Origin of the sequence: Sphingomonas hankookensis (genome assembly GCF_028551275.1) — a bacterium.
GTDB lineage: Bacteria > Pseudomonadota > Alphaproteobacteria > Sphingomonadales > Sphingomonadaceae > Sphingomonas > Sphingomonas hankookensis_A.
In genome coordinates, this window is the sequence record NZ_CP117025.1 from 278,578 (window position 1) to 298,589 (window position 20,012).

General features: G+C 66.1%; 17 protein-coding genes and 1 pseudogene. 15 read left to right on the forward strand and 3 right to left on the reverse strand.

The features are described from left to right. The first annotated feature begins 41 nt into the window (after window positions 1-41). The 3 genes from PPZ50_RS01385 to PPZ50_RS01395 are packed head-to-tail and all read left to right on the forward strand — an operon-like array spanning window position 42 to window position 4,193. Window positions 42-1,172 (forward strand): HlyD family secretion protein, encoded by a 1,131-nt coding sequence (locus PPZ50_RS01385; protein ID WP_066692030.1) that lies wholly within the window; start codon window positions 42-44, stop codon window positions 1,170-1,172. Between the two features lies 1 nt (window position 1,173). Continuing rightward, on the forward strand, window positions 1,174-2,727 hold the full coding sequence (locus PPZ50_RS01390) for an MDR family MFS transporter (RefSeq protein WP_066692032.1): 1,554 nt from the start codon (window positions 1,174-1,176) through the stop codon (window positions 2,725-2,727). Next, entirely contained in the window at window positions 2,727-4,193 is a 1,467-nt protein-coding gene (locus PPZ50_RS01395) for an efflux transporter outer membrane subunit (protein ID WP_066692034.1), read from the forward strand. Before PPZ50_RS01390 ends, PPZ50_RS01395 begins: the two co-directional genes overlap by 1 nt. Here PPZ50_RS01395 and PPZ50_RS01400 read toward each other — a convergent pair. Next, the gene (locus PPZ50_RS01400; protein ID WP_066692041.1) at window positions 4,135-4,716 is read right to left on the reverse strand and encodes a TetR/AcrR family transcriptional regulator; all 582 of its coding nucleotides are present in this window, start codon (window positions 4,714-4,716) and stop codon (window positions 4,135-4,137) included. The two genes, PPZ50_RS01395 and PPZ50_RS01400, sit on opposite strands and share 59 nt — an antisense overlap. A 385-nt stretch (window positions 4,717-5,101) precedes the next feature. Here PPZ50_RS01400 and PPZ50_RS01405 point away from each other — a divergent pair, with 385 nt between their 5' ends. From PPZ50_RS01405 to PPZ50_RS01425, 5 genes are all read left to right on the forward strand, one after another. After that, window positions 5,102-6,493, forward strand: a complete 1,392-nt coding sequence (locus PPZ50_RS01405; protein WP_066692043.1) for an MATE family efflux transporter — start codon at window positions 5,102-5,104, stop codon at window positions 6,491-6,493. A 136-nt stretch (window positions 6,494-6,629) separates the two neighbouring features. Beyond that, entirely contained in the window at window positions 6,630-6,917 is a 288-nt protein-coding gene (gene groES, locus PPZ50_RS01410; protein ID WP_066692772.1) for a co-chaperone GroES, read from the forward strand. Between the two features lie 91 nt (window positions 6,918-7,008). After that, window positions 7,009-8,652 carry a chaperonin GroEL gene (gene groL, locus PPZ50_RS01415; protein ID WP_066692045.1) on the forward strand — a complete coding sequence of 548 codons (1,644 nt, stop codon included), beginning with the start codon at window positions 7,009-7,011 and terminating at the stop codon, window positions 8,650-8,652. A 228-nt stretch (window positions 8,653-8,880) separates the two neighbouring features. Continuing rightward, window positions 8,881-9,645: an EAL domain-containing protein gene (locus PPZ50_RS01420; protein WP_232308022.1), complete on the forward strand. Its 765-nt coding sequence runs from the start codon at window positions 8,881-8,883 to the stop codon at window positions 9,643-9,645. A gap of 93 nt (window positions 9,646-9,738) precedes the next feature. Continuing rightward, a complete protein-coding gene (locus tag PPZ50_RS01425; protein ID WP_126013596.1) occupies window positions 9,739-10,401 on the forward strand; it encodes a heavy metal-binding domain-containing protein in 663 nt (220 codons plus the stop codon). 3 nt (window positions 10,402-10,404) lie between these two features. Here PPZ50_RS01425 and PPZ50_RS01430 read toward each other — a convergent pair whose 3' ends face one another. Together PPZ50_RS01430 and PPZ50_RS01435 are read right to left on the reverse strand one after the other, a co-directional pair. Further along, window positions 10,405-10,815, reverse strand: a complete 411-nt coding sequence (locus PPZ50_RS01430; RefSeq protein ID WP_066692055.1) for a DUF2147 domain-containing protein — start codon at window positions 10,813-10,815, stop codon at window positions 10,405-10,407. Further along, a complete protein-coding gene (locus PPZ50_RS01435) occupies window positions 10,812-11,093 on the reverse strand; it encodes an ETC complex I subunit (protein ID WP_066692775.1) in 282 nt (93 codons plus the stop codon). The genes PPZ50_RS01430 and PPZ50_RS01435 overlap by 4 nt, the downstream gene beginning before the upstream one ends. Window positions 11,094-11,396: 303 nt before the next feature. Between PPZ50_RS01435 and mdh the strand changes: the two genes are divergently transcribed. From mdh to lpdA, 7 genes and pseudogenes are all read left to right on the forward strand, one after another. Next, window positions 11,397-12,359, forward strand: a complete 963-nt coding sequence (mdh, locus tag PPZ50_RS01440) for a malate dehydrogenase (RefSeq protein WP_066692058.1) — start codon at window positions 11,397-11,399, stop codon at window positions 12,357-12,359. Window positions 12,360-12,460: 101 nt separating this feature from the next. Then, window positions 12,461-12,682, forward strand: a pseudogene (locus PPZ50_RS01445) (GIY-YIG nuclease family protein); the annotation flags it as partial. Between the two features lie 103 nt (window positions 12,683-12,785). Beyond that, a complete protein-coding gene (sucD, locus tag PPZ50_RS01450) occupies window positions 12,786-13,670 on the forward strand; it encodes a succinate--CoA ligase subunit alpha (RefSeq protein ID WP_066692063.1) in 885 nt (294 codons plus the stop codon). Between the two features lie 76 nt (window positions 13,671-13,746). Continuing rightward, window positions 13,747-16,710, forward strand: a complete 2,964-nt coding sequence (locus PPZ50_RS01455; protein WP_084401693.1) for a 2-oxoglutarate dehydrogenase E1 component — start codon at window positions 13,747-13,749, stop codon at window positions 16,708-16,710. 42 nt (window positions 16,711-16,752) lie between these two features. Further along, the gene (odhB, locus tag PPZ50_RS01460) at window positions 16,753-17,997 is read left to right on the forward strand and encodes a 2-oxoglutarate dehydrogenase complex dihydrolipoyllysine-residue succinyltransferase (RefSeq protein WP_066692070.1); all 1,245 of its coding nucleotides are present in this window, start codon (window positions 16,753-16,755) and stop codon (window positions 17,995-17,997) included. 16 nt (window positions 17,998-18,013) lie between these two features. Continuing rightward, entirely contained in the window at window positions 18,014-18,508 is a 495-nt protein-coding gene (locus PPZ50_RS01465) for a YfbM family protein (protein WP_066692074.1), read from the forward strand. Window positions 18,509-18,533: 25 nt separating this feature from the next. Continuing rightward, window positions 18,534-19,934: a dihydrolipoyl dehydrogenase gene (gene lpdA / locus PPZ50_RS01470; RefSeq protein WP_066692078.1), complete on the forward strand. Its 1,401-nt coding sequence runs from the start codon at window positions 18,534-18,536 to the stop codon at window positions 19,932-19,934. Window positions 19,935-20,012 lie beyond the last annotated feature (78 nt).

Consider the following 20,012-nt stretch of genomic DNA (forward strand, 5'->3'; position numbering starts at 1 on the left):
TGCCGCGACGGGCGGCCGGACAGGGCGGACCCAGGCGACCGATGAGCGACCAACAGCACGACAATCAGCCGGCGGACGAAGCGACCGAGGCGAAGCGCGGCAACGGCCGGGCCAAATGGATCCTGATCGCGCTGGTCGTGGTCGCGGCGGTGGTCGGCGGCTGGTGGTACATCGACTATCAGAACAACGGCAAATTCTTCGAAGAGACCAATGACGCCACCGTGCAGGCCGACATGGTGACGATCGCGCCCAAGGTTTCGGGCTATGTCGAAGAAGTGCTGGTCCGCGACAATCAGGACGTGACCGCCGGCCAGCCGCTGGTCCGCATCGACCCGCGCGACACCCGTGCGCGGGCGGCGCAGGCCGAGGCGCAGATCGCCGTCGCCGGCGCGCAGGCCGATACCGCCCGCGCGCAGATCACCGAACAATATGCCGCGATCGATCAGGCCCGCGCCCAGCTGGCCGCCGCGCGCAGCAAGGCCGCCTATGACGCCGGCGAAGTCGCGCGCTACCGCCCGCTCGCCGCTTCGGGCGCCGAAACCCGCCAGACCCTGGCCCAGCTCGAAGTCACCGCGCGCCAGTCGGCCGACAATGTCCGCGCCGCCGAAGCCGCCGTCGCCGCGCAGCAGCGCCGCGTCGCCTCGCTGCAAAGCCAGGTCGCGCAGGGCCGCGCGCAGGGACAGGCCGCCCGCGCGCAGCTCGCCGCCGCCAGCGTCGATGTCGGCGCGACGCAGCTGACCGCACCGATCGCCGGCCGCATCGGCGACAAGACCGTGACCATCGGCCAGTTCGTGCAGGCCGGCACCCGGCTGATGTCGGTCGTGCCGCTCGACCGGCTCTATATCACCGCGAATTTCAAGGAAACGCAGCTCGCGCTGATGCGCCCGGGCCAGCCGGTCGAGATCGACGTGGATGCGCTCGACGGCGTCCACATCAAGGGCCGGGTCGAAAGCATTGCGCCGGGCACCGGCGCGCAATTCTCGCTGCTGCCGCCGCAGAACGCGACCGGCAACTTCACCAAGATCACGCAGCGCGTGCCGGTGCGCGTCTCGATCGAGGCGACACCGGAGGCCCGCCGCCTGCTGGTTCCCGGTCTATCGGTCACGGTCACCGTCGACACCCGCAGCGCACGCGACGAGCTGAAGCAACTGCGCGAGCAGGCGGGCCGCTGAGATGGCCAGCGCGGCCGTGACCGCCGCCCCGCCACAGCGGGCCGATCTTGCGGCATGGCTGGCGGTGATCGCGGGCAATCTCGGCGCGCTGATGGCGACGCTCGACATCTCGATCGTCAATTCGGCGCTGCCGACCATCCAGGGCGAGATCGGCGCCAGCGGGACCGAGGGGACGTGGATCGCTACCGCCTATCTCGTCGCCGAAATCGTCATCATCCCCATGGCCGGCTGGTTGCAGCGGATGCTGGGGATGCGGACCTTCCTGCTGATCGCCGCCGGACTGTTCACTATCTTCTCGGTCATCTGCGGCATCGCCACGACATTGCCGATGATGATTGTCGGTCGCGTCGGACAGGGGTTCACCGGCGGGGCGATGATCCCGACCGCGCAGACGATCATCGCCCAGCGCCTGCCGCCGCACCAGCAGCCGGTCGGCATCGCCGTGTTCGGCGTGACCGCGATCCTGGGGCCGGTGCTGGGGCCGCTGGTCGGCGGCTGGCTGACCGAGAATATCAGCTGGCACTATGCCTTCTTCCTGAACGTGCCGATCTGCGCGATCCTCGTCACGCTGCTGCTGGTCGGGCTGCCGCATGAAAAGGCGAAGCTGCACCTGTTCCGCGAGGCGGACTGGCTGGGCATCGCCGGCCTCGCGCTGGGACTGGGCGGCCTCACCGTGTTCCTCGAGGACGGGCAGCGCGAACAATGGTTCGATTCCGAACTCATCCGCTGGATGGCGTTCACCAGCGCGGTCGGCTTCGTCCTGCTGTTCTGGGGACAGGCGACCGCGCGGCGCCCGATCATCAAGCTCAAGCTGCTGCTCGACCGGCAATTCGGCGCGGTCGCCCTGATGGGCATCGTGCTAGGCGTCGTCCTCTACGGCACCAGCTATGCCATCCCGCAGTTCCTCGCCGCGCTGGCGAACTATAATGCGTTGCAGGCGGGCAAGGTCGTGCTGCTGTCGGGCATCCCCAGCCTGATCCTGATGACGATGGTCCCGATCCTGCTGAAGCGGATCGACATCCGCATCGCGGTGTCGATGGGGCTGCTGATCATGGGCACCGCCGCGCTGCTCGACGCCAGCCTCACCGCGCAATCCTCCGGCCCGGACTTCACCGCGTCGCAGCTGCTGCGCGGCGTCGGCCAGATCCTGTGCATGCTGTTCCTCAGCCAGGCCTGCGTCCGCTCGGTCCCGCCCGAGGATGCGGGCGATGCGTCGGGCCTGTTCAACGCCTTCCGCAATTTGGGCGGCAGCTTCTCGCTCGCCGGCATCTCGATCCTGCAGGACCAGCGGATGTATTTCCATTCGCGCCGGATGGAGGAGACGCTGAACGCCAACAGCCCCGAGGTGCAGACCTATGTCGCGCAGCTCGGCCACGCGGTCGGCGATCCGGCGGTGGGACTTCGGCTGCTCGCGCAACAGATTTCGGCCGAGGCGCTGACCATGACGTACAACGACATCTTCTGGATCATGGGCATGGGCACCTTCTGCGTCCTGCCCCTCGTCCTGTTCCTCCGCCCCCTGCCCAAGGGCGCCAAACCGGCGACGGTGCATTGATGACGACGCGACCCCTTTCCCTGATCGCCCTGCTGCTGCTCGGCGCCTGCACCGTCGGCCCGAACTATGCCGGCCCGCCCGCGACCGCAGGCGACGCGGTACGGCGTGGATCGTTCGCCCGTGCGACCGACCCCGCCTTCACCGCCGCCCCCGGCCTCGCGCGCTGGTGGGAGGGGCTGAACGACCCGCTGCTCACCCGCCTGGTCGACGACGCGCTGGCACACAGCCCGAGCATCGACCTTGCCCTTGCCCGCGTGCGCGAGGCGCAGGCCCAGCTGACGCAGCAGCGCACCGCGCAACTGCCCAGCGTCAGCGCCAATGCGACCGTGCTCGGCGCGCGCCTGCCCCCGATCGAGCCGGGCAGCGGCAGCACCGATGTCCAGTTCTACAATGTCGGCGCCAATGCCAGTTGGGAACTCGACCTGTTCGGCGGCGGCCGGCGTCGCACCGAACAGGCCCGCGCGACCGAGGACGCCCGGTTCGCCGATCTGGCCGACGTACAGGTATCGCTGTCGGCCGCCGTCGCGCAGGCCTATGTGGCCTTGCGCGACGTTCAGGCCCGCATCGGCTTGAGCGACGCGACCACCCGCCTGCAACAACAGCAGCTGACCCTCACCCGCCAGCGCCTCGCCGCCGGCACCGCGTCGCAACTGTCGGTCGAACGGCTCCAGACCCAGCTGGACAATACGCGGGCGCAGGCGATCCCGCTCGCCGCCCAGCGCGACGAATATTGCAACCAGCTGGCGGTGCTGACCGGCCGCACGCCGGGCGCGCTCGACGCGACCCTCGGCCCCGTCGCGCTCGTGCCGCTGCCCCCGGCACAGGTCGCGGTCGGCGACCCGGCCGCGCTGATCGCGCGGCGGCCCGACGTCCGCGCCGCCGAACGCCAGCTTGCCGCCGGCACCGCCGGGATCGGCGTGGCCAGGGCACGCGAGCTGCCCGGGATCCGTTTCCTCGGCCTGCTGGGGTTGGGCGGCACCTCGCCCGGCGATATCTTCGACCTCGGCAACATCGCCGCGATCGCCGCGCCCTCGCTCAGCTGGTCGTTCCTCGATTTCGGCAAGGCCCGCGCCGCCACCCGCGTCAGCGAGGCGCAGCGTGATCAGGCGGACGCGACCTATCGCAAGACCGTGCTCGACGCGCTGCAGGATGCGGAGACCGCCTTGTCGCGCTATGGCAACAGCCGCCGGCAGCTGGGCCAGCTGGTACAGGCGGAGACGACTGCAAGGCGCGCCACCGCGCTCAACCGCCAGCGCGTGGCGGCGGGCACGACGACGCTGATCGACCAGCTCGACGTCGAACGCCAGCAGCTGTCGGCGACCGCCGCGGTGACGCAGGCCCGCGCCCAGCTGACCCAATATTATATCGCGGTGAACAAGGCGCTGGGCCTTGGCTGGACCGATCCGGTCAGCGCGGACGCAGGCCGTTCAGCAACAGCCGCAACGCCGCCGCCAGCTGCAGGCTGACCTCACCCTCGGTCATATAGGGCTGGACGAGGCTGCTGGCCATCCGGATCGTGAACAGCAGGTCGCGCGGGGTGATGTCGATCGCCACCTCGCCGCGCTGCTGTGCGGCGGCCAGCGCGGGGGCGAGGATCCGCTCCATCCGCAGCCGCAGCTCCTGAAAACGGGAGATGTTGGCGCGGTCGAGGTGCAGTTCGGCCGCGATCCGGGCCTTCAGCGCCAGCGCGTCGGCGCCGTTGCGGACCATCGCCTCGATCGTCTGCGCGATCGGCAGCGACGGGTCGAGCGCTTCCTCCAGCCGGTCGGCCTCACGCGAAAAGATCGCCAGCGCCAGCGCGGCCCGGTCGGGGAAATTGCGGTACAGCGTCGCCCGCCCGACCCCCGCGGCCGCCGCGATGGTTTCCAGCGGCACGCCATAGCCATGGGTCGTGAAGCTGTGGGCAGCAGCAGCGATCAGCGCATCGCGCCGCCGGGCGGCATCGCGACGCGGCGCGCGCGTCGGCCGGGGATCGGCATCGTCGGTCATCGCCCCGTCCTAACCGGAAAAGGGGCAAAGGTCATCGGGCATCCCTGTCGTAGCAGCGCGTGTCGGGACCGATCGACCTTTGACGAATTGCCCTCGTCCATCGTCACCCCGGGCTTGACCCGGGGTCCCGCTTCTTTCCCGCGCCAGAAGAAGAAGCGGGACCCCGGATCAAGTCCGGGGTGACGAAAACTCGTTCAGCCGGTGCCACCCCCCTTTACCGACAAGCATACCCCCCTCGTCACTCCCGCGAAGGCGGGAGTCCATAAACGCTACCTGCGCGGTTCCTGCCGAAACGTCGGCGTGTATGGATTCCCGCCTTCGCGGGAATGACTAGGAGTTGCCCCCGAAACTGGCGTCCCCGCGCCCAACCGACTACACGCCCCCCATGACCAACGCCGCCGCCCCCGCCGCGCCCGCGACCGCCCGCGCCGAACTGGGTTCGACGCTGCGCCTCGCCGCGCCGCTGGTCGGCGCGAACCTGTTGCAGATGGCGGTCTATGCCGTCGACGTGGTGTTCGTCGCGCGACTGGGCGAGGTCGAACTCGCCGCCGCGACGCTGGGCGTCTATGTCTATGGCGTCATTCTGTTCGCCATGTCGGGGCTGGTCGGTGCCGCCGCGCCGATCATTGCCGCCGAACTGGGCCAGCGGCGCCATGCGGTGCGCGAGGTCCGCCGCTCCTTCCGCATGGCGGCATGGATCGCGGTGCTGGGCAGCATCCCCTTCATGGCGCTGATGGCGCATGGCGAATCGCTGCTGCTCTTCGCCGGACAGGATGCGCGGGTCGCGGCGCGGACCGATGCGTTCCTCGACATATTGCTCTGGGCGATGATCCCGGCGCTGGCGGGCACCGTCATGCGCATCACCGCTTCGGCGCTGGGCCGGCCCGGCTGGGCGATGGCGATCACCGCCATGGGGCTGGGCGTGTCGATCTTCGCCAACTGGCTGCTGGTGTTCGGCAATCTCGGCGTTCCGGCGCTGGGGCTGGAGGGGTCGGCGATCGCCAGCCTGTCGACCGCGATCGCGATGATGCTTGCCTATGCCGCCGTCCTCGTGGTCGACCGGCGGCTGCGGCGCTTTCGCCTGTTCGGCAACTGGTGGCGCGGCGAAGGGTCGCGCCTGCGCCAGATCGTCGTGCTGGGCGTGCCGATCGCCGCGACGATGACGTTCGAAGGCGCGCTGTTCTCCGCCGCCGGCTTCCTGATGGGGCGGATCGGCGTGACCGAGATCGCGGCCCACGCCATCGCGCTGCAGATCGCGGCCTTCCTGTTCCAGGTGCCCTTCGGCATCGCGCAGGCGGCGACGATCCGGGTCGGCATGGCCTATGGCGCGGGCGACCGGCTGTGGATGGCGCGCGCGGGCTGGTCGGCGCTGGCGGTCGGCACCGGCTTCATGGGGTTCACCGCGCTGCTGCTCTGGCTGTTCCCGCGCGCCTTCCTGTCGGTCTATGTCGATGTCGACGCGCCGGCCAATGCGGCGATGATCGCACTGGCGCTGCAATATCTGGCGATCGCCGCCATCTTCCAGCTGGCCGACGGGGCGCAGGCGGTGGCGGCCGGCGTGCTGCGCGGGGTGCAGGATACGCGGGTGCCGATGGTGATCGCGCTGATCGGCTATTGGGCGGTCGGCTTCTCGGTATCGGTGGCGCTCGGCTTCTGGACGCCGCTCGCCGGGGTCGGCGTGTGGATCGGCCTCGCCTTCGGGCTGCTGGCGGTCGCGCTGCTGCTGGTCGATCGCTGGCGGCGGCGGGAGAAACTCGGCCTGGTGCGCTCCGTCTGACGCACGGCACACATCAGCATCAAATTTGTTCCCGCGCCGCTTGACGGCACCTGAACGGCTCCACATATCCGGGGCGCTGGCACTCCCCACGGGCGAGTGCCAAGACATGTTCAGTTATCGCAAAAGGGAATCGCGCATGAACTTCCGTCCGCTGCACGACCGCGTGCTCGTCCGCCGCGTCGAAGCCGAAGAGAAGACGCTCGGCGGGATCATCATCCCCGATACGGCCAAGGAAAAGCCGCAGGAAGGCGAAGTCGTCGCCGCCGGCGCCGGTGCCAAGAACGACAAGGGCGAAGTCGCTCCGCTCGACGTCAAGGCCGGCGACCGCATCCTGTTCGGCAAGTGGTCGGGCACCGAGGTCAAGGTCAATGGCGAAGACCTGCTCATCATGAAGGAAAGCGACATTCTCGGCATCGTTGGCTGAGAATAAGTTTCCTTTCGCTACTTATATCGTGGCGTGAACCCTCATTTCGCGCCACCTTCGCAAACTTCCAGAATTTGAAAGGGTAGCCACCATGGCAGCCAAGGACGTAAAATTCGGTCGTGACGCCCGCGAACGCATCCTGCGCGGCGTCGACATCCTCGCCGACGCGGTGAAGGTCACGCTGGGGCCGAAGGGCCGCAACGTCGTCATCGACAAGTCGTTCGGCGCGCCCCGCATCACCAAGGACGGTGTGTCGGTCGCCAAGGAAATCGAACTGAAGGACAAGTTCGAGAACATGGGCGCGCAGATGGTGCGCGAAGTGGCCTCGAAGACAAACGACATCGCGGGCGACGGCACCACCACCGCCACCGTGCTGGCGCAGGCGATTGTCCGCGAAGGCATGAAGTCGGTTGCCGCCGGCATGAACCCGATGGACCTGAAGCGCGGCATCGATATCGCCGTGACCAAGGTGGTCGAGGACGTGAAGTCGCGCTCGAAGCCAGTGTCGGGTTCGTCGGAAGTCGCGCAGGTCGGCATCATCTCGGCCAATGGCGACCGTGAAGTCGGCGAAAAGATCGCCGAAGCCATGGAAAAGGTCGGCAAGGAAGGCGTCATCACGGTCGAGGAGGCCAAGGGTCTCGAATTCGAGCTGGACGTCGTCGAAGGCATGCAGTTCGACCGCGGCTATCTGTCGCCCTATTTCATCACCAACCCGGAAAAGATGCAGGTCGAACTCAACGACCCGTACATCCTGATCCACGAGAAGAAGCTGTCGTCGCTGCAGGCGATGCTGCCGATCCTCGAAGCGGTGGTGCAGTCGGGCCGTCCGCTGCTCATCATCGCCGAGGATATCGAAGGCGAAGCGCTGGCGACCCTCGTCGTCAACAAGCTGCGCGGCGGCCTGAAGGTCGCAGCGGTCAAGGCGCCCGGCTTCGGCGATCGTCGCAAGGCGATGCTCGAAGACATCGCGATCCTGACCAAGGGCGAAGTCATCAGCGAAGACCTCGGCATCAAGCTCGAGACCGTCACGCTCGGCATGCTCGGCACCGCCAAGCGCGTCACGATCGACAAGGACAACACCACCATCGTCGATGGTGCCGGTGAAGCCGACGCGATCAAGGGCCGCACGGACGCGATCCGTCAGCAGATCGAAGTCACCTCGTCGGACTATGACCGTGAGAAGCTGCAGGAGCGTCTGGCGAAGCTCGCCGGTGGCGTCGCAGTCATCAAGGTCGGCGGTGCGACCGAGGTCGAGGTGAAGGAGCGCAAGGACCGCGTCGACGACGCGCTGCACGCGACCCGCGCAGCCGTCGAAGAAGGCATCGTCCCCGGCGGCGGCACCGCGCTGCTGTACGCGACCAAGGCCCTCGAAGGCGTGACCGGCGTGAACGACGACCAGACGCGCGGCGTCGACATCGTCCGCAAGTCGCTGACCGCGCTGGTGCGTCAGATCGCGCAGAATGCCGGCCATGACGGCGCCGTCGTCTCGGGCAAGCTGCTCGACCAGAACGACACCTCGTTCGGCTTCAACGCCTCGACCGACCAGTATGAGAACCTGGTTGCCGCCGGCGTGATCGACCCGACCAAGGTCGTCCGCACCGCGCTGCAGAACGCGGCCTCGGTCGCCGGCCTGCTCATCACCACCGAAGCCACCGTTTCGGAACTGCCGGAAGACAAGGCTCCGTCGATGCCTGCCGGCGGCGGCATGGGCGGCATGGGCGGCATGGACTTCTGATCGAATGTGGCCTGCGCGAGCGATGGCTCGCGCAGGACTCACATCGATCCGGCCGGCGGGTGCCTGTCACCCGACCGACGCGCGGCGGCTTTGCCGTCGCGGGATCCAAACCCCAACAGAAAAAGGTCGGAAGGGACACCCCCTTCCGGCCTTTTTTACGTCACCCATATCCACATTAACACCCCCGAAACCTCCCTCCCCTACGCCAGCGTGCGAAGGGATCACCCAATGACGCGATCAGGATGCAGGGGCTGCCGCGAAGACCAGCCCGATTTCGCGATCGCGATGGCGTTCCAGCCGATCGTCGACGCCGATACCGGCCTGCCCTTCGCGTTCGAGGCACTGGTGCGCGGCCGGAACGGCGAAGGCGCCGCGCAGATCCTGGCGCAGGTGACCCCCGACAATCGCTACGCCTTCGACCAGCAATGCCGCACGGCGGCGATCGAAGGCGCGGTCAAGGCGGGCATCCTGTCCACCGACGCACGGCTGTCGATCAACTTCCTCCCCAACGCGGTCTATTCGCCCGTAGCCTGTATCCAGGCGACGCTGACAGCCGCACGGACCCACGCCTTCCCGACCGACCGGCTGATCTTCGAATTCACCGAGAATGAGGAGATGGCGGACACCGACCATGTCCGCACCATCGTCGACACCTATCGCGCGATGGGTTTTGCGACCGCGCTCGACGATTTCGGCGCGGGCCATGCCGGCCTTGGGCTGCTCGCGAACTTCCAGACCGATTATCTGAAGCTCGACATGGACCTGATCCGCGGCATCGACGTCAGCGTGCCGCGCCGGCTGATCGTCGAGGGCATGGTGCGCATCGCCACCTCGCTCGGCATGCAGGTGATCGCCGAGGGGATCGAGACGGCCGAGGAATATGCCGTACTGCGCGACCTCGGCATCCGCTACATCCAGGGCTATCTGCTTGCGCGACCGGGCTTCCGCATCCTGCCGCAGATCATCGTACCGGCCACCACGCTGGCGGCATAAATTGCTGATACTCACGCACGACTGCACATCACCTCACGCTTGTGGCATGATGCAGATCGGATAAGATTAGCTTTGAAATAGGAGCACATAAACTTGGCCGATGAATGCCAAAATTGCGGGTCTGCAATTACGCCCGGCTCGACTTTCAAATCTGCCAACGAGCGTAAATCGAGCGAGACGGTGACGTTCGTCAATCTTATCATGGGCACGAATTACAGCGGCTTGTGCTACAAATGCGGGACGACGCCCGAAGCGCAAGCCAAACAAGCCATCCTTTCGGAACTTGCCGATAAATCCGCACTTGCCCAAGATCGAGTGACGGACTTTCCTATGCTTACGATGTCATGGCTTCCGGCGACCGCCGATATTCGCTTAAAGAACCTAGTAACAGCCAATATTACTGTGGGAACCGGGTTCTTCAACGAATTTACTCAAGGATTTTCTGATTTCGCCGGGATGGTCAATGTTAACTCCGGCATGAGCCACAAGGTCAACAAAGGAGAAGCCGCGGCCAGGTCGCTTCTCGCCATGAAAGCGAGATCGTTGGGCGCAAACTGCATTGTTGGCGTCGACATCGACTACGGCACTACCAACAACAATGCCGCAACCGTCAATATGCAAGGGACGGCCGCAGTCATCACCAATCTTCGCGACATATTGGCGGATGATGCATTCAAAAAGGCGCAAGAACTCGAAGAAATCTACGCCCGCATCGCTCAACTGCAACGCTGGCATACGGGCGACATAGCAAACTAAATTCTACCGCACCGGCTTCCACACCTGAGTCTGGCAGAAGATCGCGATGCAGCCCTGTACCTTGAGCGACCCGTCGGCGTTCTTCGACACGATCGACTTGTAGCTCTTGCCGTTGCGCGGATCATAGATGCGCCCGCGCCAGTCGCTCCCGGCATCGGCAAAGCCCGACAGGATCGGCATCCCCAGGATCGGCCGCGACCGCAGCGCCGGGTCGCTATTGTTGACGTCGGTGGTCGGTGCGCCCGGCGTCGCCTTGATGATGCGCACCAGCCGGCCACAGACCTTGTCGCCGCAGCGTGCCACCTCGATCACGCCCGCGCCGTCCTCGGTCAGATAACGGCCCGCGATCGGCGTCGCGGCAAGCGCCGGCGTCGCCGCCAGCACCGCGACCAAGGCCAGCGCGCGCAACCTCACTTGAAGTTGTCCGCGTAGGCCTGCAGCTTCAGCTTGCGCTCGGGCGCCGGCACGACATGGAACGCGATGCCTTCGCGCGTCGCATAGTCCGTCGCGGCGTCGAGCGACGGGAATTTCAGCTTCACCTGCTCGCGCGTATCGCCCGATCCCGCCCAGCCGGTCAGCGGATCGGCCTGCTTCGGCTCGGCCGGTTCGAATTCCAGCATCCAGGTGTGCGTCTTGGCGCGCCCCGACTGCATGGCGTTCTTGGGGATCTGGTAGATACGGGCGTTGGGCATGGACGAAACCTTGTAAGCGATCGCGAATGTCCCGCCCTGCATAGCAAAGCCCGCGCGGCTTGCCAGCAGAGTCGCACCGCGGTTACGCGCGAATCGGCATTTGGGATACGGAACGCAGCCCGTGGTCGCGATTTTTTAGGAGTTACCTCGCTACTTCCGCGCAATTCCGCCCTGATTGCCGACTATTGCATTTGCGATCTATTATCATTAAAGGGCGCTTTAGGGTTGTTTTGCCGTCCAAAACCCCGTACAGCGCCCGCGTCGCGGCAGGACCGCGCCCGACTTGCTACGGAGAGAGACGTCTTGGCTCGCAAGAAGATCGCGCTGATCGGCGCTGGCAACATCGGCGGCACGCTCGCCCACCTCGCCGCCCTCAAGGGGCTGGGTGACATCGTTCTGTTCGACGTCGTCGAAGGCGTGCCGCAGGGCAAGGCGCTCGACCTGTCGCAGTGCGGACCCGTCGAAGGGTTCGACGCGACGATCACCGGCACCAACGATTATGCCGACATCGCGGGTGCGGACGTAATTATCGTCACCGCCGGTGTCGCCCGCAAGCCGGGCATGAGCCGCGACGACCTGCTCGGCATCAACCTGAAGGTGATGAAGGCCGTCGGCGAGGGCATCAAGGCCAATGCCCCCGACGCCTTCGTCATCTGCATCACCAACCCGCTCGACGCGATGGTATGGGCCCTGCGCGAATTCTCGGGCCTGCCGCACAACAAGGTCGTCGGCATGGCCGGCGTGCTGGACTCGGCGCGCTTCAGCCACTTCCTCGCAGACGAGTTCAAGGTGTCGGTCAAGGACGTCAACAGCTTCGTGCTGGGCGGCCATGGTGACACGATGGTCCCGGTGCTCGAATATTCGACCGTCTCGGGCATCCCGGTCACCGACCTGATCGAGATGGGCATGTCGACCAAGGAGCGCGTCGACGCGATCGTCAAGCGCACCCGCGGCGGCGGCGGCGAGATCGTCGGCCTGCTCAAGACCGGCTCGGCCTTCTACGCGCCGGCGACCAGCGGCATCGCGATGGCCGAAGCCTATCTCTATGACCAGAAGCGCGTCCTGCCCTGCGCCGCCTATCTGTCCGGTGAATATGGCGTCGATGACCTCTATGTCGGCGTCCCCGTCGTGATCGGTGCCGGCGGCGTCGAGAAGATCGTCGAGGTAAAGCTGGGCGCCGAAGCCAAAGCAAACCTCCAAGTCTCGGTAGACGCGGTCAAGGAACTGCTGGTCGCCTGCAAGGGGATCGACGAGACGCTAGCGTAAATAAGTACCGTACCCCCGCGCAGGCGGGGGTCCAGGGTAACAGAGCGTAACGCCCGTGGCTCTGGATCCCCGCCTGCGCGGGGATACGACGGAGCGGCAAGATGAAGGCAGGTTTTGTCTACATCGTCGCCAGCCGTAGAAACGGAACGATCTACACCGGTTCGACCAGCAATCTGATCCAGCGCATTCATCAGCATCGCGGTGGCACGGTTGAGGGATTTACGACCGAGCACGACTGCAAACTCTTGGTCTGGTACGAATGCCATGATGATCTGCAAGAGGCGCGGCTTCGCGAACGGCGGATCAAGAAATGGAACCGCGAGTGAAAGTTGCGGCTGATCGAAGAGAACAACCCCGGCTGGCACGATCTGTTCGGACAGCTGACCTGATTTTCGCTCCGTTACAGGAGCAGCAAGGGAAACGAAGATGAGCATCCTCGTCAACAAGAACACCAAGGTCATCACCCAGGGGATGACCGGCGAAACCGGCAGCTTCCATACCAAGGCGGCGCTGGAATACGGCACGCAGATGGTCGGCGGCGTGACGCCGGGCAAGGGCGGCAGCGAGCATCTGGGCCTGCCGGTGTTCAACACCGTCGCCGAAGCCAAGTCGAAGACCGGTGCCGATGCCTCGGTCATCTACGTGCCGCCGCCCTTCGCTGCGGACTCGATCCTCGAAGCGATCGACGCCGAAATCCCGCTGATCGTCGCGATCACTGAAGGCATTCCGGTGCTCGACATGGTCAAGGTCAAGCGCGCGCTGTCGGGTTCGAAGTCGCGGCTGATCGGCCCGAACTGCCCGGGCGTGCTGACGCCGGGTGAGTGCAAGATCGGCATCATGCCGGGTTCGATCTTCAAGAAGGGCTCGGTCGGCGTCGTCTCGCGCTCGGGCACGCTGACCTATGAGGCGGTGTTCCAGACGTCGAACGCCGGGCTGGGTCAGACGACCGCCGTCGGCATCGGTGGCGATCCGGTCAACGGCACGAACTTCATCGACGTGCTCGAGCTGTTTCTGGCGGACGACGAGACCCAGTCGATCATCATGATCGGCGAGATCGGCGGCGATGCGGAAGAACAGGCCGCGCAGTTCCTGATCGACGAGGCCAAGCGCGGCCGCAAGAAGCCGATGGCCGGCTTCATCGCTGGCCGCACCGCCCCTCCGGGCCGTCGCATGGGCCATGCCGGCGCGATCGTGTCGGGCGGCAAGGGCGACGCGGAAAGCAAGATCGCGGCGATGGAAGCCGCCGGCATCAAGGTTGCGGCTTCCCCCAGCGAGCTGGGTTCGACGCTGCTCGAAGTGCTGAACGGTTGAAGGTGACTTGCCCCGTGCGCGGAACCGCACGGGGCACCGCCCGGTTCGACCGGGCAAAAGCGGACAGGATGTGACCATGGGCTACGAAGGCCAGGATTTCGACATCGCCGCCGGCGTCAGCCCGGCATTCGTGGAAACGCTCTATGGTCGCTACCGCGAGGATCCCTCGTCGGTCGATGCCGGCTGGCGCCAGTGGTTCGAAGGGCTGGAGGGTGCGACCCAGCATCCCAGCTGGCAGAGCAAGCGCTGGCCGCTGACCGACACCGACGAGCTGACCGCCGCGCTCGACCCGACGCAGATGGAGCCGGCGCCCAAGCCCGCGCGCGGCGGCAAGCCTGCCCCGGCAGCGGCCGCCCCCGCCGCGCCGAAGGTCGATGTCGCAAAGGCCGCCGGCGACGCGATCCGCGCGCAGCTGCTGATCCGCACCTATCGCGTGCGCGGCCACCTCGCCGCCAATCTCGATCCGCTGGGCCTCGCCCGCCGCGAGCTGCCCGAGGACCTGCGCACCGAATATTACGGCTTCTCGGATGCCGAAATCGACACGCCGGTGTATCTGGGCGGTTCGCTCGGCCTCGAATGGGCATCGATCCGCGAGATCGTCGACATCCTGCGCGCCAATTACTGCGGCAATGTCGGCCTCGAATATATGCACATCGCGGACGTGGAGGAGCGCAAGTTCCTGCAGGACCGGATGGAAGGCCGCGACAAGGCGATCCAGTTCACCCCCGAAGGCAAGAAGGCGATCCTCGCCAAGGTCATCGAGGCGGAACAGTGGGAAAAGTTCCTCGGCCGCAAGTACGTCGGCACGAAGCGCTTCGGCCTCGACGGCGGTGAATCGATGATTCCCGCGCTCGAAGCGGTCATCAAATATGGCGGCCAGCTGGGCGTGCGCGAGATCGTGTACGGCATGGCGCATCGCGGTCGCCTGAACGTGCTGACCAACGTGATGGCCAAGCCGTTCCGCGTGCTGTTCCACGAATTTGCCGGCGGCAGCGCCAACCCGGACGATATCGGCGGGTCGGGCGACGTGAAATATCACCTCGGCACCTCGACCGACCGCAGCTTCGACGACGTGTCGGTACACATGTCGCTGGTTGCCAACCCCAGCCATCTCGAGGCGGTCAATCCGGTCGTGCTGGGCAAGGTGCGCGCGCAACAGACCTTCCGTGGCGATATCGAAAAGCACGAACAGGTCCTGCCGGTCCTGATCCATGGCGACGCGGCGTTCGCGGGCCAGGGGATCGTGTGGGAATGCCTCGGCTTCTCCGGCATCCGCGGCTACAATACCGGCGGCTGCGTCCACTTCATCATCAACAACCAGGTCGGCTTCACGACCAGCCCGCAGTTCGCGCGCTCGTCGCCCTACCCCTCGGACGTGGCGAAGGGCGTGCAGGCGCCGATCTTCCACGTCAACGGCGACGATCCCGAGGCGGTGACCTTCGCCACCAAGATGGCGATCGAGTTCCGCCAGCAGTTCAAGCGCGACATCGTCATCGACATGTGGTGCTATCGCCGCTTCGGCCATAACGAAGGCGACGAACCGTCCTTCACCCAGCCGCTGATGTACGCCAAGATCAAGGGCCATCCCGGCGTCAGCGAGATCTATGGCAAGCGACTGGCAGAAGAGGGCGTCGTCGACGGCGATTTCGTCGCTTCGAAGACCGCCGAGTTCACCCAGCTGCTGGAAGGCGAGTTCGAGAACGCCAAGAGCTACAAGCCCAACCGGGCCGACTGGTTCGCCGGTCGCTGGTCGGGGCTGCATGCGCCGATGGACCCGGAAGGATCGCGCCGTTCGGTCGACACCGGCATCGAACAGAAGCTGTTCGATTCGCTCGGCCGCACGCTGACCACGGTTCCGGACAATATCCAGATCCACAAGACGCTGGCCCGCGTGCTCGATGCCAAGCGCGGCATGTTCGCGAACGGCGAGGGCTTCGACTGGGCGACTGCCGAGGCGCTGGCCTTCGGCTCGCTGCTGTCGGAAGGCTTCGGCGTCCGCCTGTCGGGTCAGGATTCGGGTCGCGGCACCTTCTCGCAGCGGCACGCGGTATGGGTCGACCAGACCGACGAGCATAAGTTCGTGCCGTTGAAGACCATCGAGCATGGCAGCTTCGAGGTGCTCGACAGCCCGCTGTCCGAATATGGCGTGCTGGGCTTCGAATATGGCTATGCACTGGCGGACCCCAAGGCGCTGGTGATCTGGGAAGCGCAGTTCGGCGATTTCGCCAACGGCGCGCAGATCATGATCGACCAGTTCATCGCGGCGGGTGAAGCCAAGTGGCTGCGCGCCAACGGCCTGGTGATGATGCTGCCGCATGGTTACGAAGGCCAGGGACCGGAACACAGCTCGGCGCGTCTCGAACGCTTCCTGCAGCTGTGCGCCGGCGACAACATGCAGGTCGCCAACGTCACCTCGCCGGCGAACCTGTTCCACCTGCTGCGCCGGCAGATGCATCGCAATTTCCGCAAGCCGCTGGTCATCATGACGCCGAAGTCGCTGCTGCGGCACAAGATGGTCGTGTCGAAGACGGAGGACTTCCTGCCGGGCACCCACTTCAAGCGGCTGCTGTCCGATCCGTCGGCCCCGGCGGATGCGAACACGACGCGGCTGGTGCTGTGTTCGGGCAAGGTCGCGTTCGACCTGATCGAGGCGCGCGATGCGGCGGGCGATACGTCGACGCAGATCGTCCGCGTGGAACAGATCTATCCGTTCCCGTCGGACGCGCTGGTCGCGCGGCTTCGCAACCTGCCGAACCTGACCGATGTGGTCTGGGCGCAGGAGGAGCCGAAGAACAACGGTTCGTGGTTCCTGGTCGAACCGCTGATCGAAGAAGCGCTGGCCGAAGCCGGTTCGAACGTTCCGCGTGCCCGCTATGCCGGTCGCGCGGCGGCGGCATCGCCCGCCACCGGGCTGATGAAGCGCCACCAGGCCGAACAGGGCGCGCTGGTCGCCGATGCGCTCGGCCACAATGTCCGCGACGAAATCCGCCGCACCCGTCAGGCCGAGGGCGATCGCGCCACCGGCAAGGCCGCATCCTAACCGTGTTATTACCCCCGACACGGGGGAGATGAGGAAGATCCGATGGCAACCGAAGTTCTGGTCCCCACGCTGGGCGAATCGATCACCGAAGCGACGCTGGGCGAATGGTTGAAGAAGCCCGGTGAGGCGGTCGCCGCCGACGAACCGATCGCCAGCCTCGAAACCGACAAGGTGTCGGTCGAGGTTCCGGCGCCCGTGGCCGGTGTCATGGGCGCGCACGCCGTACAGCCGGGCGACACCGTGTCGGTCGGCGCGATGATCGCGACGATCGAATCGGGTGACGGTGCCGCTGCCGCGCCGGCTCCCAAGGCGGACGCCGCGCCGGCACCTGTCGCCACCCCTGCCCCGGCAGCCGCACAGCAGGTCCCGGCCGCCGGCGACGCCAATGTCGACGCCGCCGCGCTGTCGCCGTCGGTGCGTCGTGCGATCCTCGAACACGGCGTCGATCCGGCGAAGGTCAAGGGCACCGGCCGCGACGGTCGCATCACCAAGGAAGACGTCGTTGCCGCCGCCGGTGACAAGTCGGCCGCAGCAGCGCCCGCCGCTGCCGCCCCGGCCGCGGCTGCGCCGGCCGCCGCTGCACCGACCCGTGGCGAAGAACGCGTGAAGATGACGCGCCTGCGCCAGACGATCGCCCGCCGCCTGAAGGAAGCGCAGGACACCGCCGCGCTGCTCACCACTTTCAACGACGTCGACATGACGGCGGTGATCGAGGCGCGCGCCAAGTACAAGGACCTATTCGAAAAGAAGCACGGCGTCCGCCTGGGCTTCATGGGCTTCTTCGTGAAGGCCGCGACGATGGCGCTGAAGGATATTCCGGCGGTCAACGCGCAGATCCAGGGCGACGAGATCGTCTATCACGACTATGCCGACATCTCGGTCGCCGTCAGCGCGCCGCAGGGGCTGGTCGTGCCGGTCATCCGCGACGCCGACAAGCTGTCGGTCGCGGGTGTCGAGAAGACGATCGCCGATTTCGGCAAGCGCGCCAAGGACGGCACGCTGAAGATGGACGAGATGAAGGGCGGTACCTTCACCATCTCGAACGGCGGCGTGTTCGGGTCGCTGATGTCGACTCCGATCATCAACCCGCCGCAGTCGGCGGTGCTGGGCCTGCACCGCATCGAGGAACGCCCGGTCGTCCGTAACGGACAGGTCGTGGTGCGTCCGATGATGTACCTCGCGCTCAGCTATGACCATCGCCTGATCGACGGTCGCGAGGCGGTGACCTTCCTCGTCGCGCTCAAGAACGCGATCGAAGACCCGACGCGCCTGCTGATCGACCTCTAAGGAACGGCGAGCACCGATGGGCATGGTGATCTATCTGCGTCGGGCTGGTCAGTCCGACCTCGACCGATTGATTGCCGACCCATCGGTGTTCGAGGAGTTCGTGTTCGAAGAAGCCGTGGAGAATCTCGACCTCGTCGACTTCGACAAGGCGTGGCACGCGGTCCACTACCTCCTCACCGGATCGGCCGACGATGTCGGTCATCCGCTAGGCATCATTATCGCCGCGCTGCCCGAATTGGGCGCAGACGAGAATGGCGAGGGCGGGATCGGCCTGATCTCCCCGCCCATGATGCGGGCGTTCGCCGACGCGCTCGATCGACTGGACGACGCGACGCTCGAACGCCGTTACGATCCTCCGGCCATGCTGCGCGCCGATGTATATCTTGCGGACGTTTTTGTAGACGAGGGTGCCGAGGCGCTCGAATATGTGATGCAGGGGGTGCCGGCGCTGCGCCGCTTCGCTGCGAATTGCCGGGCGACCGGCGACGGTGCGATCCGCGTGATCGCCTGAAACGATTTGGACGGGATGCAAACCAATGGCTGAATACGACTTCGACGTCCTCGTAATCGGTGCCGGCCCGGGCGGCTATGTCGCCGCGATCCGCGCGGCGCAGCTGGGCCTCAAGACCGCTTGTGCCGAGGGGCGCGAGACGCTGGGCGGGACCTGCCTGAACGTCGGGTGCATCCCGTCCAAGGCGCTGTTGCACGCGTCGGAACTGTACGAGGAAGCGACCGGCGGTCACCTTGCCAAGTTCGGCGTCGAGATTCAGGGCGCGTCGCTCAACCTCGACCAGATGCATGCCGAAAAGAAGAAGGCAGTCGGCGAGCTGACCGGTGGCATCGAATATCTGTTCAAGAAGAACAAGGTCGAATGGCTGAAGGGCTATGCGTCGTTCGAGAACGACCACAGCGTAAAGGTCGGCGATCGTACCGTCACCGCGCGCGACATCGTGATTGCGACCGGTTCGTCGGTGACGCCGCTGCCCGGCGTGCAGGTCGACAATGACGCGGCGGTGATCGTCGATTCGACCGGTGCGCTTGCGCTGCCCAAGGTGCCCGAGCATCTGGTCGTGATCGGCGGCGGTGTTATCGGCCTCGAACTCGGTAGCGTGTGGCGCCGCTTGGGTGCCAAGGTTACGGTTGTCGAATATGCCGACCAGATCCTGCCCGGCTTCGACGGCGAGGTCCGCAAGGAATCGGCCAAGCTGTTCAAGAAGCAGGGCATGGACCTCAAGACCGCGACCAAGGTCACCGCGGCATCGGTCGATGGCGGCACCGCCACCCTGACGCTCGAACCGGCGGCCGGTGGCGAGGCCACGACCCTGACCGCGGACGCGGTACTGGTGTCGATCGGCCGTCGCGCGAACACAGAGGGTCTCGCGCTCGACAAGGCCGGCCTGTCGGTCAACCAGCGCGGCCAGGTCGATATCGACGAGGAATTCCGCACCAAGGTCGACGGCATCTGGGCGATCGGCGACGTGGTCCACGGCCCGATGCTGGCGCACAAGGCGGAAGACGAAGGCGTCGCCGTCGCCGAGTTCATCGCCGGCCAGACCGGCATCGTGAACCACGACGTCATTCCGTCGGTCGTCTACACCATGCCCGAAATCGCTGGCGTCGGCCTCACCGAAGAAGCCGCCAAGGAAAGGGGCGAGGTGAAGGTCGGCAAGTTCCCCTTCGTCGCCAACAGCCGCGCCAAGACCAACCGCGACACCGACGGCTTCGTGAAGGTCATCGCCGACGCCAAGACCGACCGCGTCGTCGGCGTGTGGATCGTCTCATCGCTGGCCGGCACGATGATCGCACAGGCGGCGCAGGCGATGGAATTCGGCGCGACCAGCGAGGACATCGCCTATACCTGCCATGCCCACCCGACCCATGCCGAGGCGCTCAAGGAAGCGGCAATGGCGGTGCAGGGCAAGCCGATCCACATCTGATCGGGCGACAACGGCTGCAACAGGGGCGGGGCATGGCGACATGCTCCGCCCTTCTTGCGTCCGGACGGTGCCGTTCCG

Coding starts and splice junctions, on each gene's coding strand:
- PPZ50_RS01395 (WP_066692034.1), top strand. CDS start 2,727: ATGACGACGCGACCCCTTTCCCTGATCGCCCTGCTGCTGCTCGGCGCC.
- PPZ50_RS01390 (WP_066692032.1), top strand. CDS start 1,174: ATGGCCAGCGCGGCCGTGACCGCCGCCCCGCCACAGCGGGCCGATCTT.
- PPZ50_RS01435 (WP_066692775.1), bottom strand. CDS start 11,093: ATGCCCAACGCCCGTATCTACCAGATCCCCAAGAACGCCATGCAGTCG.
- PPZ50_RS01420 (WP_232308022.1), top strand. CDS start 8,881: ATGACGCGATCAGGATGCAGGGGCTGCCGCGAAGACCAGCCCGATTTC.
- PPZ50_RS01465 (WP_066692074.1), top strand. CDS start 18,014: ATGGGCATGGTGATCTATCTGCGTCGGGCTGGTCAGTCCGACCTCGAC.
- PPZ50_RS01405 (WP_066692043.1), top strand. CDS start 5,102: ATGACCAACGCCGCCGCCCCCGCCGCGCCCGCGACCGCCCGCGCCGAA.
- sucD (WP_066692063.1), top strand. CDS start 12,786: ATGAGCATCCTCGTCAACAAGAACACCAAGGTCATCACCCAGGGGATG.
- odhB (WP_066692070.1), top strand. CDS start 16,753: ATGGCAACCGAAGTTCTGGTCCCCACGCTGGGCGAATCGATCACCGAA.
- lpdA (WP_066692078.1), top strand. CDS start 18,534: ATGGCTGAATACGACTTCGACGTCCTCGTAATCGGTGCCGGCCCGGGC.
- groL (WP_066692045.1), top strand. CDS start 7,009: ATGGCAGCCAAGGACGTAAAATTCGGTCGTGACGCCCGCGAACGCATC.
- PPZ50_RS01385 (WP_066692030.1), top strand. CDS start 42: ATGAGCGACCAACAGCACGACAATCAGCCGGCGGACGAAGCGACCGAG.
- groES (WP_066692772.1), top strand. CDS start 6,630: ATGAACTTCCGTCCGCTGCACGACCGCGTGCTCGTCCGCCGCGTCGAA.
- PPZ50_RS01455 (WP_084401693.1), top strand. CDS start 13,747: ATGGGCTACGAAGGCCAGGATTTCGACATCGCCGCCGGCGTCAGCCCG.
- PPZ50_RS01400 (WP_066692041.1), bottom strand. CDS start 4,716: ATGACCGACGATGCCGATCCCCGGCCGACGCGCGCGCCGCGTCGCGAT.